This is a genomic window from Methylobacterium oryzae (assembly GCF_036441375.1).
Classification (GTDB): domain Bacteria; phylum Pseudomonadota; class Alphaproteobacteria; order Rhizobiales; family Beijerinckiaceae; genus Methylobacterium; species Methylobacterium oryzae_A.
Genome location: NZ_MLCA01000001.1, coordinates 1,276,428 through 1,290,071 on the forward strand (window position 1 = coordinate 1,276,428; position 13,644 = coordinate 1,290,071).

The 13,644-nt window shown below is 69.6% G+C and carries 14 protein-coding genes; all 14 read right to left on the reverse strand.

Going from position 1 to position 13,644, the window contains the following annotated elements:
• Positions 1 to 10 precede the first annotated feature (10 nt).
• Positions 11 to 262 carry a hypothetical protein gene (locus tag MOTC310_RS06110; protein ID WP_331301144.1) on the reverse strand — a complete coding sequence of 84 codons (252 nt, stop codon included), beginning with the start codon at positions 260 to 262 and terminating at the stop codon, positions 11 to 13.
• A 194-nt stretch (positions 263 to 456) separates the two neighbouring features.
• Positions 457 to 3,147, reverse strand: a complete 2,691-nt coding sequence (gene ppdK / locus MOTC310_RS06115) for a pyruvate, phosphate dikinase (RefSeq protein ID WP_331301145.1) — start codon at positions 3,145 to 3,147, stop codon at positions 457 to 459.
• A gap of 165 nt (positions 3,148 to 3,312) precedes the next feature.
• Positions 3,313 to 3,456, reverse strand: a complete 144-nt coding sequence (locus tag MOTC310_RS06120) for a DUF3096 domain-containing protein (protein ID WP_012319762.1) — start codon at positions 3,454 to 3,456, stop codon at positions 3,313 to 3,315.
• A gap of 108 nt (positions 3,457 to 3,564) precedes the next feature.
• Entirely contained in the window at positions 3,565 to 4,668 is a 1,104-nt protein-coding gene (pufC, locus tag MOTC310_RS06125) for a photosynthetic reaction center cytochrome PufC (protein ID WP_331301146.1), read from the reverse strand.
• 10 nt (positions 4,669 to 4,678) lie between these two features.
• Positions 4,679 to 5,659, reverse strand: coding sequence for a photosynthetic reaction center subunit M (gene pufM / locus MOTC310_RS06130; protein ID WP_331290585.1), 981 nt, complete (start codon positions 5,657 to 5,659; stop codon positions 4,679 to 4,681).
• A gap of 80 nt (positions 5,660 to 5,739) precedes the next feature.
• A complete protein-coding gene (gene pufL, locus MOTC310_RS06135; protein WP_331290586.1) occupies positions 5,740 to 6,564 on the reverse strand; it encodes a photosynthetic reaction center subunit L in 825 nt (274 codons plus the stop codon).
• An 81-nt stretch (positions 6,565 to 6,645) separates the two neighbouring features.
• Positions 6,646 to 6,837, reverse strand: a complete 192-nt coding sequence (gene pufA, locus MOTC310_RS06140) for a light-harvesting antenna LH1, alpha subunit (protein ID WP_012319766.1) — start codon at positions 6,835 to 6,837, stop codon at positions 6,646 to 6,648.
• A gap of 10 nt (positions 6,838 to 6,847) precedes the next feature.
• On the reverse strand, positions 6,848 to 7,084 hold the full coding sequence (pufB, locus tag MOTC310_RS06145) for a light-harvesting antenna LH1, beta subunit (RefSeq protein ID WP_012319767.1): 237 nt from the start codon (positions 7,082 to 7,084) through the stop codon (positions 6,848 to 6,850).
• A 127-nt stretch (positions 7,085 to 7,211) separates the two neighbouring features.
• Positions 7,212 to 7,433: a hypothetical protein gene (locus tag MOTC310_RS06150; RefSeq protein WP_331290587.1), complete on the reverse strand. Its 222-nt coding sequence runs from the start codon at positions 7,431 to 7,433 to the stop codon at positions 7,212 to 7,214.
• A gap of 35 nt (positions 7,434 to 7,468) precedes the next feature.
• On the reverse strand, positions 7,469 to 8,935 hold the full coding sequence (gene bchZ, locus MOTC310_RS06155) for a chlorophyllide a reductase subunit Z (protein WP_331301147.1): 1,467 nt from the start codon (positions 8,933 to 8,935) through the stop codon (positions 7,469 to 7,471).
• Positions 8,935 to 10,464 (reverse strand): chlorophyllide a reductase subunit Y, encoded by a 1,530-nt coding sequence (gene bchY, locus MOTC310_RS06160; protein WP_331301148.1) that lies wholly within the window; start codon positions 10,462 to 10,464, stop codon positions 8,935 to 8,937. Before bchY ends, bchZ begins: the two co-directional genes overlap by 1 nt.
• A 5-nt stretch (positions 10,465 to 10,469) precedes the next feature.
• A complete protein-coding gene (locus MOTC310_RS06165; protein WP_331301149.1) occupies positions 10,470 to 11,474 on the reverse strand; it encodes a chlorophyllide a reductase iron protein subunit X in 1,005 nt (334 codons plus the stop codon).
• The gene (gene bchC / locus MOTC310_RS06170) at positions 11,471 to 12,409 is read right to left on the reverse strand and encodes a chlorophyll synthesis pathway protein BchC (protein WP_331301150.1); all 939 of its coding nucleotides are present in this window, start codon (positions 12,407 to 12,409) and stop codon (positions 11,471 to 11,473) included. The genes MOTC310_RS06165 and bchC overlap by 4 nt, the downstream gene beginning before the upstream one ends.
• Before the next feature lie 94 nt (positions 12,410 to 12,503).
• Positions 12,504 to 13,631 (reverse strand): methyltransferase, encoded by a 1,128-nt coding sequence (locus MOTC310_RS06175; RefSeq protein WP_331301151.1) that lies wholly within the window; start codon positions 13,629 to 13,631, stop codon positions 12,504 to 12,506.
• Between the last annotated feature and the right edge of the window lie 13 nt (positions 13,632 to 13,644).

A 13,644-nucleotide genomic window follows, 5' to 3' on the forward strand; every position in this document is an offset into this window, starting at 1 on the left:
CGGATCCGGCTCAGCGCAGAGGTTTGGACAGATTGACCGCGAGCGCGCCGACGAGCGTGGTGGCGTAGCTGTCGTCCTGCGTCGCCGAGATGCGTTCCGCCTCGTTGCCGCTGTTGGCCGCGACGGACATCATCAGCATCGCTGCCGTGACGAGACCCCCGAGACCGGCGACGAGGGCGAGATAGGCGCGGACGGCGGCGCGCGGGACGGCCTCGGCGGCTTCGGTCTCGGCGAGGCACAGCGGCGATGGGCTGTGTGACATGGTGGCGGCCGATTCTGACGGGCGATGCAGTACCTGACGCGAGTTGATTAGGCCCACGCGGAACGTACCCGTTCAATCGAAGAACGCCTCACGGCGCGCCGAGTTCGACCGAAAGGCGCGTTTTTCCACTGATCCTCGTACGGATGGTTGATATCCGAATGGGGGACGCCGTTCGGCGCCCCCCCCATCCGACCTTAGCCTTCCTTGCCGGCGACCTTGCCCAGTGCCGCCTGGGCCGCGGCGAGCCGGGCGATCGGCACCCGGTAGGGCGAGCACGACACGTAATCCAGGCCGACCTCCTGGCAGAAGCCCACCGAGGCGGGATCGCCGCCGTGCTCGCCGCAGATGCCGAGCTTGATGTTCGGCCGCGTCTTGCGGCCGCGCTCGACGCCGATGCGCACCAACTCGCCGACGCCGTCCTGGTCGATCGTGATGAACGGATCGGCCGGCAGGATGCCCTTCTGGGTGTAGGGACCCAGGAAGGTGGCGGCATCGTCGCGGGAGATCCCGAGCGCCGTCTGCGTCAGGTCATTCGTGCCGAAGGAGAAGAACTCCGCGGTCTCGGCGATCTCGCCCGCCTTGAGGGCGGCCCGCGGGAGCTCGATCATCGTGCCGACCTGGTAGTCGAGGGTCGCGCCCTTCTCCTCGGCCACGGCCTTTGCCATGGCATCGATGCTGGCCTTCACGATGTCGAACTCGGCGCGGGTGAAGACCAGCGGCACCATCACCTCGGGCGTCACCGCCTTGCCGGTATCCGCGGCCGCCTGGACGGCGGCCTCGAAGATCGCCCGGGCCTGCATCTCGGCGATCTCCGGAAAGGCGATCGCGAGCCGACAGCCGCGGAAGCCGAGCATCGGGTTGTGCTCGGACAACTCCCGCATCCGGTGCCGGATCTTCTCCTCGGCGACGCCCGTCGCCTTCACGACCTCGGCGACCTCGGCGTCGGTGTGCGGCAGGAACTCGTGGAGCGGCGGGTCGAGCAGGCGGATCGTGACCGGCAGGCCCGACATGATCGTGAACAGCTCGAGGAAGTCCTGACGCTGGTACGGCAGGATCTTCGCCAGGGCCGCGCGGCGGCCCTCGGCGTCGTCCGCCAGGATCATCTCGCGGACCGCGATGATGCGGTCACCCTCGAAGAACATGTGCTCGGTGCGGCAGAGGCCGATGCCCTCGGCGCCGAAGTTGCGCGCCGTGCGGGCGTCGGTCGGCGTGTCGGCGTTCGCACGCACCTTCATGCCGCGGATCGCGTCGGCCCATTCCATCAGCGTGGCGAAGTCGCCCGACAGCTCGGGCTCCAGCATCTTCACCTCGCCCTGGATCACCTGCCCGGTGGACCCGTCGATGGTGATTTTGTCGCCCGCCTTCAGCGTGACGCCGCCGACCGTCAGGGTCTGCGCCTTGTAGTCGATGCGGATGGATCCGACGCCGGAGACGCAGGGCTTACCCATGCCACGGGCGACCACCGCCGCGTGGCTGGTCATGCCGCCGCGGGTGGTGAGGATGCCCTCGGCGGCGTGCATGCCGTGGATGTCCTCGGGCGAGGTCTCGATCCGCACCAGGATGCACTTGCGCTCCGCCTTGCGGTGCGCCTCCGCGTCCTCGGAGTTGAACACGATCTCGCCGGTCGCCGCGCCGGGCGAGGCCGGCAGGCCCGAGGCGATGACCTTGCGGTCGGCCTTCGGGTCGATGGTCGGGTGCAGGAGCTGGTCGAGGGCGCCGGGCTCGACCCGGCCGATCGCCTCCTCGCGGGAGATCAGCCCCTCGCCCGCCAGATCCACGGCGATGCGCAGGGCGGCCTTCGCCGTGCGCTTGCCGTTGCGGGTCTGGAGCATCCAGAGCTTCCCCTTCTCGATGGTGAACTCCATGTCCTGCATGTCGCGGTAATGCGATTCCAGGATCCCGTAGATCCGGGTCAGCTCCGCGAAGCTCTCGGGCATGGCCTTCTCCATGGAAGGCTTGTCGCTCTCGGCCTCTTTCCTCGCCTTCTCGGTGATGTTCTGCGGCGTGCGGATGCCCGCCACCACGTCCTCACCCTGCGCGTTGATCAGGAACTCGCCGTAGAGCGCCTTCTCGCCGGTGGACGGGTTGCGGGTGAACGCCACGCCGGTGGCCGACGTGTCGCCCATGTTGCCGAATACCATGGCCTGCACGTTGACGGCCGTGCCCCAGCTCTCCGGGATGTTGTTCAGCTCCCGGTACTTCTTGGCACGCGGAATCATCCACGAGTTGAAGACGGCGCCGATCGCGCCCCAGAGCTGGTCGTCGGCGCCCTGCGGGAAGTCGGAGCCGTGCTCGTCGCGCACGATCTTCTTGTAGGTCTGGATCAGCGTCTTCCAGTCGCCGGCGCCGAGCTCGGTATCGAGGTCGAAGCCCTTGCTCTCCTTGTACTGCTCCAGCGCCTCCTCGAAGGCGTGGTGCTCAACGCCGAGGACGACGTTCGAGTACATGGTGATGAAGCGACGGTAGGAATCGTAGGCGAAACGCTCGTCGTCGGCCTCCTTGGCGAGCGCCAGGACGGTCTCGTCGTTGAGTCCGAGATTGAGCACAGTGTCCATCATGCCGGGCATCGAGGCGCGGGCGCCCGAGCGGACCGAGACGAGGAGCGGATTCGTCGCGTCGCCGAACTTGCGGCCGGTGAGCTTGCCGACCTGCGCGAGCGCCGCGCCGACCTGATCCTTCAGCTCCGGCGGGTAGGACTTGCCGTGATCGTAGAAGTAGGTGCAGACCTCGGTGGTGATGGTGAAGCCCGGCGGGACCGGCAGACCGAGGTTCGACATCTCGGCCAGATTGGCGCCCTTCCCGCCGAGCAGGTCGCGCATCTGCGACTTGCCCTCCGCCTTGCCGTCGCCGAAGGCATAGACCCACTTCGCGCTGCCGGTCGCCATGTCGATCCCGTCCGTCTCTGGTGCCCGGCGCCGGCCGAGCTGATGGGCGGGGTTGGACCATCCCGCACCGCAACGCAAGATGAACGCGCGATGGCCCTGTGCGTGCGTCGCTGACGGGTTGGGCGGTCTGTCAGGTCCGCCCCGCCGCGCTGCGGGTGCTGACCCTCAATGCAGGATTCCGAGCCCGATCACGCCGACGACGATCAGGTAGATCGCGACGATGTAGTTGAGCAGCCGCGGCATCACCAGGATCAGGATCCCGGCGAGGATCGCGATCAGCGGCTGGAGGTTGGAGATGGTGATGGTCACGGGCGCCTCCTGAGGCCGAGCTTGGCCGCCGGTACCGACGTCCCTACCCCGCGGAGGTTCCCCGTAGCTTGAGCGGAGCGGCCGGCGTTCCGGCCGCCCCAGAGCCGATCAGGGCTTCGGCGTCGGCTTCTCGGTGCCGGGGATCGGGTCCTTGGCCTCGCCGGTCGGCAGGCTCACCGAGATCGTCGGGTGCGAAAGCTCCGGATAGGGCTCGATCACGTTGGCGCCGTTCAGCGGTTTGTTGGCGCCGTTGTGACAGGTGGCGCAGTTGATCTTCGGCGCGTCGCCGAGGATCCCGAGGCGGTTCCGCGGGAAGGTCGAGGTCAGCGGCGTCAGATAATCCTGGTTCAGGTCGCGCACCATGCGGATGCCGTACCAGGCATGGACCCGGTTGGGCGTGCTGGTGTCCCACTGCGCCACCGAGCGCGTGTTGTGGCAGAAGGTGCAGTTCACGCCGAGAGACTGCGACATGCTGATCATGATCGCGAAGGTCTTCTCGGCGTCCTGGATCGGCTTGCCCTTGGTCTCCGGTAGCGCCGTGGTGGCGTTGACCCGTATGGCGTCCTCCGACGTCTCCTTGTGCTGGTAGAAGGCCTGATAGACGTCGTAGGGCAGCGAGGTGTTGCCGACCTCCGGCGAGGCCAGGTTCTGGCTGTTGTTGCGCGGCCTGAACCGTCCCGCGCCCTGGATCGGATGATCGAACCAGATATTGGCCGGCACCGGATTGCCTCGGTGGCAGGTGTAGCAGGTCACGCCGGCCTGATGGACGTGGTTCTCTTTCCAAGACGCGTTGATGTACTGCGTCATCTGGATCATGCGCCGTGCGACGCGCTTCTGGTAGAGCTCGTCGGAGGCCATGTTCTCGGTGCTGTGGCAGTAGGTGCAGCCCTGCTGCGGCGCGACCCACTCGGTGATCGAGACCATCAGCCGGTTGAACTGCTCGGCCGAGAGGTCGCCCAGGACCTGCACGTTCTGGTAGACCGCCGAGGCCTTGTCGCCGCCGGCATCGGCCGGGTCGGCCGGCGCCGGCGCCCGGTTGGCTTCCGACAGCGCCTCGTTTCCGGCCCGGGTGCGGATCAGGTCCATCCCGGTCCCCCGGAAGCCGGTCTGCTTGTTGGCCATCGGCGGGTGGGTCCACCCCGCGCCGCCGAACATCGCAATGGTGAGGAACAGGGCGAGCGCCCCGCCGACAACCGCCAGAATCGTCTTCATGACGGCCTCCTCACGGCCTCGGGCCGGGTGCGAGATGGGCGGGATCCACGATCGGGCCGTAGACCTGCGGATACGAGGGCGCCACGTGGTGCTTGACCGCCCAGAGATACCAGTTGTCCACGACGGTGCCGGTGAGCAGGATGCCGATGCCGCCCGTCAGCGTGGTCAGGACCGCGAACCACCACGCCCAGCGATGGACCGATTCCATCGTGGCGTTGAAGCCCATGGTCCAGCGCCAGAACAGGGCGGCGCGCTCGGTGGCCGTGCCGCGGTCGACGATCTGGTCGATCTCGCGCTCCGCGCCGTAGCGCGAGCAGGCCAGGATCGTCCCCCCGTGCATCGCGAACAGCAGCGTCGACCCGTAGAGGAACGTGATCGAGAGCATGTGGAACGGGTTGTAGAAGAGGTTGCCGTAGCGGAGCGAGAAGGCCGCGGTCCAATCGAGGTGCGGGAAGATGCCGAACGGCACGGCTTCCGACCACGAACCCATCAGGAGCGGCCGGATAAAGCCGAGGACGAGGTAGAGCCAGATGGCCGACGCGAAGGCCCACGGCACGTGGGTGCCCAACCCGAGCGCCCGCGCCCGCCGGTAGAGGTGGACCCACCAGAGCAGGATCGAGGCCGTCAGGAAGAAGCCGGCGATGAGCCACCAGCCGCCCTCGTTGAGGGGCGGGAGCACCTTGAGCCCGTATTTCGGCAGGGGCGGCTCCAGGGCGAGCCACGGCAGTTGCCGGACGAACTGGACCGGATCCCAGTTCACCGACGCCCACATGTTGAGCCCGATGATCTCGAAGGCGATCAGGCCGCAGGTGATCGACAGCGCCGCGATGTAGCCGATGTAGATCGGCCCGACCTGGCTGTTGCCGATGAGCCCGAACAGGTAGCTGTTGAACGGCTTGCCGACCCGGTCGTCGACCGCCACCGGCACACCGTGCTCCGGTACCAGCGGGCGCACCTGAACCTGCGTGAAGATGTTCTGGTAATAGGCCATGGCCTGCCCTCCCCCGGAGTGCCGCGCGCCGAGCGGCGGCGACCCGCGTTAGTCCCCTCGTTCCGATCCCGTGCGATCCGTCATCGCCACACCGGCAGGTTGAGCCACCAGCCCCACCATTGCGGCCAGCCCTGCGTCCAGAACGGTCCGCTGATGACGATGCAGACCGCGCTCCAGAACCCCGCCGAGAGGGCCAGGAACAGGCCGAGGCGGTGAACGCCGAGCGTGCCGATCGAGTAGCCGATCGTGTCGCGGAAGAAGGTGTCCTCGTGCTCGGGCGTCTTGACGGTCTCGCCCTTCTTCGGGTTGGTCGCCGACAGGATCAGGCCGCCGTGCATCGCCAGGGCCAAAGTCGTCGTGAAGAAGAACGTCACGGCCAGCATGTGGGCCGGGTTATAATGGAAGTGGAGGTACTGGTAACCGGTATTGGACACCCAATCGAGGTGACTGAGAATGCCGTAGGGAAAGCCGTAACCCCAGGCGCCCATCAGCAGCGGCCGGATCACCACGAGGGTGAAGTAGGCGAAGATCGCCATCCCGAAGGCCACGGGCACGTGGTAGCCGATGCCGAGCTTGCGGCAGATCTCGACCTCGCGCAGCGCCCAGCACACGAACGAGCCCAGCGCGCACATGGTGATGATCTGCCAGAGACCGCCCTCCTTGAGCGGCGCCAGCCGCAGGCCGTAGCTGATGTCGGGCGGCGCGATGTTGATCTGCCAGATGTTCCAGGTCGGCCCGATCGCCGCCCCGTAGATGACGAGCGCGGTGCCCAGCACCGTGAAGAACATCCCGACCACGCCGAAGAAGCCGACGAAGAACGGCCCGACCCAGAAGTCGAACAGGTCGCCGCCGAGCAGGGTGCCGCCGCGGACCCTGTATTTGCGCTCGAAGCTCAGCATCGCCATGGCGGCTGCTCCTCAGTCAGGCCGGAGAAGAGGAAGAACGGGGTGACCGCGGCCCTCGCGCGCCGCGGTCCGGACCGGCGGTCAGGCCGGCATCTGCGGCAGCGCGAGCGTGATGGTGTTCTCGGCGGCCTTGTTGTTTCTCGGACCGTCGAGCCAGTTGAACCGGTCGGTCGAGAGCAGGATGAAGTGGATCAGCAGCGCCAGGATGAAGAGGAAGGTGAACAGGGCCACCAGCGTGCGCCGCGGATCGAAGAGCAACCAAACCTTGTGCATCCGATCCTCCTCAGCCGATCATCGTGACGAGGGCGTGGGCCGCATCGCGGACGCCCTCGAGGGAGGCGTAGCCCTGCGGTCCGGGCAGCCACGGGCGCCACAACCAGACGAGGATGTGCGCGACCACGGCAATCGCCGTGAAAATGAGGAAGCTCGTCAGGAAGATCGCGTGGAACTCCTTGGCTTCCGGTTCCGTCAGCCCGGACAGGCTGCTCGGTCTTTCTGTTGTGACGGGTCCACTCGCCATCGTTCAGACCTCCGTGTGTTGGCCGCGCCTCTCGCGAAGCGCGACGGGTTCAGCCGCGATGCCTTGCGACGCTCGCGGCCCGACTTCCCCCGCGTGACCGGACGGAAGCGTCTCGCTCAGGGGCGTGTCAGCCCATGAAGGCGAAGGGGATCGCCTGAACCGCCATGGCGCGGGCCTCGCCGAAGACCGAGCGGCGCGCCGGCAGCAGGCCCGGCCGGGCCGTCTCGCGGCTCGGCCGGAACCGGTTCAGCGCCGCGGCGGCGAGGAAGAACGGGTAGGTCGCCGCCAGGATCAGCCGGAACTGATACGCTTCCTGGTGCTGGCGGCCGGTCGGGACCATCGTGCGCATCGTCAGGTCTCCTCTGGGTGAAACGGAAAGGGAGCTCACGCGGGGACTCCCCCCGCGAGGGCGGCCCGGGCGCGCGCCACGTGGGCGGGCGCCACGGCGGCGGCCTCATGGTCCCGGGCAGCCCGCTCGGCGGCGTCGCGCAGGCGCTTGGCGGCGGAGATGCGGGCCAGAACCGGCTGGGCCTCGACGAGGGCGTCGAGGGCCTCCCGGGCGGCCTCGTCCCACGGCAGCTCGGCGTGGCGCCGGGCCGGGGTCGCCTCGACCTTGTCCATGTCGCGGGCGAGCGGCAGGATGTGGAAGAGGGTGTCGAACAGGGCGTTGCAGACCTCCTGAACCAGGTAGGTCGCCCCCGCGTAGCCCATGAACGGCGTGCCGGTGTGCCGTCGGATGATCGCCCCGGGGAACGAGGCCGGCACGTAGGTCGCCCGGGCGCCGGACTCGGCGAGATACATCCGCTCGTTGAACGACCCGAACAGCACCAGCGGCGGCTTGGCCGCGACGGCGGCGCGGACCGCCGCGTTGTCGGGCTTGACCCCGGCCGAGCGCCCGAAAGCGAAGTGGCAGGGCAGGCCCATCTCGTCTTCGAGGAAGTGGCGCACGCCGCGCGCGTAGGTCTCGGTGGCGACGATGCCGAAGCTCGCGGTGCCGAAGAAGTCCTGGGTCACGGAGCGCCAGAGATCCCAGACCGGCTTGATGGTCGTGTGCCGCTCCCGCTCGATGAACGGCTCGGGATCGAGGCCCAGGATCGCGCCGAGCGAGCGCAGGAACTTGGTCGTCGACAGGATGCCGATCGGGGCCTGCAGGTAGGGCCGCTCGAGATCCTCGCAGAGCAGGCGGCCGAACTCCCGGTAGAGGCAGATATTGGCGTCGGCGTTGACGAGCTTGGGCACGTCGGCGAGGTGGGCGCCCAGCGGGAAGGTGAGGTTCACCTCGGCGCCGATCCCCTCGACCAGCCGGCGGATCTCCGCGAGGTCGGAGGGCATGTTGAAGGTGCCGTAGGCCGGGCCGATCAGGTTCACCCGGGGCTTCTCGCCGGGCTTCTTCTCCGGCCGGGTCGGGATGCCCTTCTTGGCGAATTTCCTGGCGCCGTATTCCTGCCAGAGCCAGCGCATCGCCCGGTCGGCGGCCTGCCACTGGTCCTCGTCGATGGTGCGCGGCAGGAAGCGCTGAAGGCCCGTGCCCTCGGGCGTCACGCCGCCGCCGATCATCTCGGCGATGGAGCCGGTGACCACGACGCTGGGCTGGCCCGGATCCAAGGTCGCGTGGGCGCGCTTCATCGCGCCCTCGGTGCCGTGGCGGCCGAGTTCCTCCTCGGCGAGCCCGGTCACCACGATCGGCAGCTCGTGCGGCGGCAGCGCGTCGGTGTAGTGCAGCACCGAGGTCACCGGCAGGTTCTCGCAGCCGACGGGGCCGTCGATGACGACCTGCAGGCCCTTGATCGCCGTGAAGACGTAGACCGCGCCCCAGTATCCGCCGGCCCTGTCGTGATCGAGGATCAGCATCAGGCCATCTCCCCGATCGGCTTCTTCGGACCCTCGATCTTCGGGCCCTGGCGGCGCTGGGGCACCTCCTGCCAGACGCCCGCGGCGTGGCCGGTACCGACCCCCTCGAAGAAGTCCCGCATGGCGTCGAATCGCGCCTTGTTGCCCAGCGCCGCGTTGATCACCGTGGCGAGCGACCCGGCACCGGCCGCGCCCATGAGCGGGCGCGCCGAGATCAGGTTGGTGAAGTAGAGCGCCGGGGTGCCGCGCTCCTTGGCCCGCTGCACCACGGGCGTCGTCCCGATGGCGAGGTCCGGCTTCAGTGCCTCGAAGGCGAACAGGTCGTCCTCGAGCGAGGCCCGGTAGCGCACTTCCGTGCCGCGGGATTCGAGCCAGTCGCGGTCGGCCTCCGACCAGGGCGTGCGCGGGCAAGCAGTGCCGACATACGGGACCTCGGCGCCGCTCTCCACGAGGAGGCGCGCCACGAGCAGCTCCGACCCCTCGTAGCCCGAGAGCGTGATCCGGCCCTTGATCGGGCGCGCGCCGAGCGCCCCGCGGATGCCGGGCAGGATCCGGTTCTTGGCCGCCTCGACGGTGGCGCGCGCCACGCCGCAGGCCTCGCCGATCCGGTCGAGCCAGTCGGCGGTCCCGTCGACGCCCACCGGGGCCGAGCCGACGATCGGCCGGCCGGCCGCCTCGAACTCGCGGATCGAGGCCGTGTAGAACGGGTGGATCGCCGCCACCGCGGCGCAGTCGAGGGCGGCGTAGAGCTCGCGCCATTCCCGCGTCGGCACGACCGGGCCCGCCGCGAGGCCGAGGGGCTCCAGGAGCGCGCCGATCACCACCGGGTCCGCCGGAAACACCTCGCCGAGGAGCGCGACGCTCGGGCGCTCCGAGCGGCCGCCGCGGGGCGCCGCCACCGGGCCCTGCTCGGCCTCGGCGCGGGCGACCTTCAGCATGGCGCTGGCCAGGACGTCCTTGGCCTCGGCGTGGGTCGGGACGCCGAAGCCCGGCACGTCGATGCCGATCACTCGGACGCCGTCGATCTCCTTGGGCAGCAGGCGCAGCGGCACGCCGGACGCCGTCGGGACGCAGAGGTTGATGACGACGACGGCGTCGTAGTCCTCCGGCTTCGCAGTGGCGTGGACCGCCTCGCGGATGTCCTCGAATAGCTTGCCGGTGACGAGCGTCTCGGAGTTGAACGGCACGTAACCGACGCTGCGCCGCGCGCCGTAGAAATGCGACGTGAAGGTCAGGCCGTAGACGCAGCAGGCCGATCCGGACAGGATCGTCGCCGTCCGCCGCATGCGCAGGCCGACGCGGAGCGAGCCGAAGGCCGGGCACATGCTCTGCGGCTGGTCGTGCGGCCCCTGCGGATAGTCGCTGCGGAGCTGCGCCAGGGTCTCCGACATGCCGGCGGCTTCCGCCGCCGCGACCATCGCGTCCTTGCCGGCGTGGCAGCCCAGGCCGTCGCTCTGCGCGGCGGCGAGGTCGACGTTGGCCGGAGCCTTGCGGGCCCGCAGATCGGCGATGTCGAGGGAGACGGCCATGCGCGTCAGACCTCGTCGTAGACGACTTCGAGGGACGGCTTCGTCACGTGGGCGACGCCGCACATGTCCTCGTGGGTCGCGGGGACCAGGACCACGTCGCGGCCGGTGGTCTCGCTGGAGAACAGGCCGAGGAGGCCGTCCTGCGACAGCGGCGTCGGGCGGTGCGGCGCGGCCTCGGCGACGTTGGCGGCGAGCTCCGCGAACAGCCCGCCCCAGCGCCCGTCCGGCTTGCCGATGATCTCGTAATTGGCGCTCTTGCGCCGGATGTCCTCGTCGGCCGGGATCGAGGCCAGAACCGGGATGCCGGCGGCCTCCGCGAAGGCCTGGGCCTCGCCGGTGCCGTCATCCTTGTTGATCACGAGGCCACCGACGCCGACATTGCCGCCGAGCTTGCGGAAATACTCCACCGCCGAGCAGACGTTGTTGGCGACGTAGAGCGACTGGAGGTCGTTCGAGCCGACGACGATGACCTTCTGGCACATGTCCCGGGCGATCGGCAGGCCGAAGCCGCCGCAGACCACGTCGCCGAGGAAGTCGAGGAGGACGAAGTCGAAGCCCCACTCGTGGAAGCCGAGCTTCTCCAGCAGCTCGAAGCCGTGGATGATGCCCCGGCCGCCGCAGCCGCGCCCGACCTCGGGGCCGCCGAGTTCCATGGCGTAGACGCCGTCGCGCTTGAAGCAGACGTCGCCGATCGCGACCGCCTCGCCGGCGAGCTTCTTCTTGGTCGAGGTCTCGATGATGGTCGGGCAGGCCTTGCCGCCGAAGAGGAGCGAGGTCGTGTCGCTCTTCGGGTCGCAGCCGATCAGCAGGACCTTCTTGCCCTGCTGGGCCATCATGTAGCTGAGATTGGCGAGGGTGAACGACTTGCCGATGCCGCCCTTCCCGTAGATCGCGATGATCTGCGTCTCTTTCTTCGCCGGCGCGGTGGCGACCGCGTCGGGCTCGATCGCGGCTTCGGCGCGGAGCTGGGTCGCTTGGGACAGGGCGGCCTTGTTGAGCTGAACGTTCACGCGGCGTCCCTCCAGTCGAGGATCATCTTCAGGCAGCCCGGATCCGCGAAGGCGGTGCGGTAGGCGTCCTGGGCCTGTGCCGCCGGGGCACGGTGGGTAATCAGCCCGTCGAGGGAGAGCCGGCCGCTCTCGATCAGCCGCGTCACCGCCGCCGTGTCCTCGGGCCGGAACTCGGCGGAGATCCGGATCCGGGCCTCGCGCATGAAGGCGGGCGGGAAGGCGAAGCTGAGGGGCGCCTCGTAGAACCCGGCGAGGACGATCTCGCCCCCGGGTGCCAGGCGGGCGATCAGGGCGTCGAGGCCGGCGGCATTCCCGCTGACATCCGTGATCGTCGCGTAGTCCCGGCGCGGATCCTCCTCGGGCGCGACGACCGTGTAGCCGTGCTCGCCCGCGGCGCGGACCGGATCCGTCTCCCAGACGGTCGGCGCGGCGCCCGCCGCCACGGTCAGGCGGGCGAGCAGCCGGCCGAGCACGCCGTGCCCGACGATGAGCGGCGTGGCGCCGGGCGTGGGCCGACCGAGGGCGCGATGGGCCGTCGCGGCCAGGGCCAGGAGACAGGCCTGCTCGCCCAGTGCCGCATCCGCCGGAACGAGGCGAGCGGCCGGCGCGACCAGATGGGACGCCGCGCCTCCGAACAGGCCGCGGACCGAGCCGAAACAGCGGGCGCCCGGGACGTAGACGGTCTGGCCGACCCGGACCGTGGCGGCGGCATCCGCCTCCACGACGGTCCCGACGGATTCGTAGCCCGGCACCAGTGGGTAGCCCATGCCCGGGAAGGGCGGCATCCGCCCCGACCAGAGCAGGCGCTCGGTGCCGGTGCTGATCCCGCTCCAAGACACCGCCACGACCGCGTCCGCGTCGCCGGGCGGCGTCAGGGCCAGGCGCTGAACCGAGAGGTGCTCCGGGTTTTCCAGAATGACGGCTAGAGCGTCCATGGCTGGAAGTCTCCACCCTCTGCCTCGCGACTCTCTCTGGTGCGAAGCCGCTATGTGTCATCCTAGATAGACACAACGCAGCGTCAAGCCACACTTACTTTGCTGAGCCTGTTTTTTGAGCTTCCAGCACCCGTGCGAGCAGCGGGCGCCGTGTCGGGTGCTCCCGGATGGCGATGAAACCTGCTGCCGCGAGCATGGCCCGCAGTTCCTCGGCGCGGCGCGGCCGGCCGGATCCCATCGCCAGGAGGTAGAAGCCGAAATAGGCGTCCCCGACCGGCTCCGCGCCGGGCGTTCCGGCCATGGGCTCGGCGATCAGCAGCGTGCCGCCCGGTGGCAGCGTCGCGTGGGCCGCCCTGAGAAGCGCCTGGGCCGGCGCGTCATCGTGGTCGTGGACGATCCGCACCAGGGAGATGGTGTCGGCGCCCGCGGGAAGGCCGCCGTGGAAGTCGCCGCCGCGGCAGGTGATCCGCTCGCCGAGGCCGGATCGTCCGAGGCGCCCGGCGGCGCGCTCGGCCACGGCGGGTAGGTCGAACAGGGTCAGGCGGGGCGCCGCGTGCCGCGCCGCCACCGCCTGCAAAAAGGCGCCCTCGCCGCCGCCGACATCCATGAGATGCCGGACGCGCGACAGGTCGCAGGCGTCGAGCACGTCCTCGGCGATCAGCGCCTGCGAGGCACCCATCAGGCCGCTGTAGGGAGCCACCGTGCGCGCGTCGCCCGTCGCCCCGGCCGCGTAGGGCCAGTAGCCCGCGAGGCGGGTCGGCTGGGCCTGTCCGCGCAGCAGGGCGACCGGATCCGCGAGGTCGGCGTAGAGCAGCGCGTGATGCTCGATCATGGCGGCGATGCCGGGATTGCCGACGAGCGCGGCGCCCAGGTCGGCGAGCCCGAACCGGTCACCCGACAGGGCGCGCAGCAGCCCGAGAGACTCGGCAGCGCGCAGCAGACGTCGAGCCGCGTCCGGCGGAAGGTCGAGCCGCCGTGCCAGCGCGTCGACCGCCAGGGGTCCCTCGGCCAGGATCACGAAGAGATCGAGGCGGATGCAGGCGGTCAGGACCTGCGCGTAGACGAAGCCGGCGCAGAGGTCGAACAGCGCGCGCGTGTTGCGCTGGGCGACGCGGCGGGTCAGCGGGAAACCCGCAGCCCAGCGCTGGAAGCGGGGGCTCGCGACGAGGCGGTTGCGCCACGCGAGCCACCTGTCCGCCCAGGTGGCTGGGACCGGCGGCACCGCGCCGGCTCCG